Below are 2186 nucleotides of genomic sequence, written 5' to 3'. Positions count from 1 at the left end.
CAGGCGCCGGCCGTCGACCTGACCCCGCTGGGCCAGCCCCTCGAGCCCGTGGGACAGGGTGTACATGCCCGAGGGGAACGACGAGTCCGTGAACTGCAGTGCGAGCAGCAGCCGCGACAGGTCGGAACCGCTCATGCGAGGTAGTGCAGCTGCGCCAGTGGCAGGGTGGTCGCGGGTGCGATGGTGGCGGGCTCGCCGTCGACGGTCACCACGTAGGTCTCGGGGTCCACCTCGATCCGCGGGCAGCGGTCGTTGCGCACCATGTCCTTCTTCCCGATGCCCCGGCACCGGCGCACTGGCAGGCACGGTGAGGTCAGGCCCAGCTGATCGGGCACGCCCGCCTCGATCGCCGCCGCGGACAGGAACGTCACCCGGGTGGACTGCATGGCCCCGCCGTACGCGCCGAACATGGGCCGGTAGATCACGGGCTGCGGGGTGGGCAGCGAGGCGTTGGGGTCACCCATCGGTGCCCACACGATCATCCCGCCCTTGATCACCAGCGAGGGCTTGGCGGCGAACGACTCGACCGGCCACACCACCAGGTCCGCGAGCTTGCCGGGTTCGATCGAGCCCAGGTGGTCGGCGATCCCGGCGGCGATGGCGGGGTTGATGGTCATCTTGGCGACGTACCGCAGGACCCGCTCGTTGTCGTTGCGATCACCGTCCTCGGGCAGCGGCCCGCGCTCGACCCGGCAGTGGTGGGCGGTCTGGAACGCCCGCTGCCACGACTCGCCGATCCGTCCCATGGCCTGCGAATCGGAGGAGAAGATGGAGATGATGCCCTCGTCGTGCAGCACGGTCTCCGCGGCGATGGTCTCGGCCCGCACCCGGGAGTCGGCGAAGCTCACGTCCTCGGGGATGTCGTGCGACAGGTGGTGGCACACCATCACCATGTCGAGCAGCTCGTCCACCGAGTTCACCGTGTAGGGCAGCGTCGGGTTGGTGGAGGCCGGGAGCACGTTGGGCTCACCGCACACCCGCAGGATGTCGGGGGCGTGGCCGCCACCGGCGCCCTCGGAGTGGAACGTGTGGATGGTCGAGTCGCCGAGGGCGGCGCGGGTGTCCTCGTAGAAGCCGGACTCGTTGAGGGTGTCGGTGTGGATCGCCACCTGGACGTCGTAGGCGTCCGCGACCTCCTGCACGCAGCGGATGGCCGCCGGCGTGGTGCCCCAGTCCTCGTGGATCTTCAGGCCCGCCGCGCCGGCGACGATCTGCTCGACCGCCGACTCGGCCTGCGAGGTGTTGCCCTTGCCCAGGATCCCGATGTTCACCGGAAGCCCGTCGGCGGCCTGCAGCATCCGGCCGATGTTCCAGGCGCCCGGCGTGCAGGTGGTCCCCTTGGTGCCCTCGGACGGTCCGGTCCCGCCGCCGAACAGGGTGGTCACCCCGTTGGACAAGGCCTCGTCGACCTGCTGCGGGGCGATGAAGTGGATGTGGGTGTCCACTCCCCCGGCGGTGACGATCTTGTGCTCTCCCGCCACCACCTCCGTGCCGGGTCCGATCACCAGGTCCGGGTGCACGCCGTCCTGCAGGTGCGGGTTCCCGGCCTTGCCCACCGCCACGATCCGGCCGTCGCGCACCCCGATGTCGCCCTTGACCACCCCGATCACCGCGTCGAGGATCGTGGCCCCGGTGATCACCAGGTCCAGGGCGCCCGAGGCCCGCGTTCCCGCGGGGTCCTGCGCCATCCCGTCCCGGATCGCCTTGCCACCGCCGTAGACGGCCTCCTCGCCGTAGCCGCTGGAGCCGTCGGTGGTGACGGCGTTGTGATCGCTCTCGACCTCGACGGTCAACACCGTGTCCGCCAACGTCAGCCGGTCCCCGACCGTGGGTCCGTAGATGTCGGTGTAGGTCGCGCGAGGGAGCACGGTCGGCGGGCCCTCGGCGACGCGTACCCCACCCGCGGTCGGCCGGGCCTCGTCGTCGTCGTCATCGGCCACGTCCGCGCTGACAGACAGGAACCCGCCATCGTGCATCCGCTCCAGCGCCCGCTCCCGCACGGCCGGATCGTCGAGGCGACCGTCGACCAATCCGGAGAAGCCGTGGCAGACGCGCTCGCCGGCGTAGTCCACCAGCCGCACGGTGCGGGTCTGACCGGGTTCGAACCGCACCGCCAGCCCCGCGCCGATCGCCAGGTGGCGCCCGTAGGCGGCGGGGCGGTCGAACCGCAGCTCCCGGTTGGCCTC

At 71.2% G+C, this 2186-nt stretch carries 1 protein-coding gene; it reads right to left on the bottom strand.

The window, feature by feature from the left end:
- Positions 1 to 131 precede the first annotated feature (131 nt).
- The coding region (gene ureC, locus G6019_RS16355; protein ID WP_182628063.1) for an urease subunit alpha at positions 132 to 2186 on the bottom strand (2055 nt) is incomplete at its 5' end.

The sequence above is a fragment of the Dietzia sp. DQ12-76 genome (genome assembly GCF_014145045.1).
Taxonomy (GTDB): domain Bacteria; phylum Actinomycetota; class Actinomycetes; order Mycobacteriales; family Mycobacteriaceae; genus Dietzia.
This window is presented reverse-complemented; position numbering and strand designations above follow the sequence as displayed.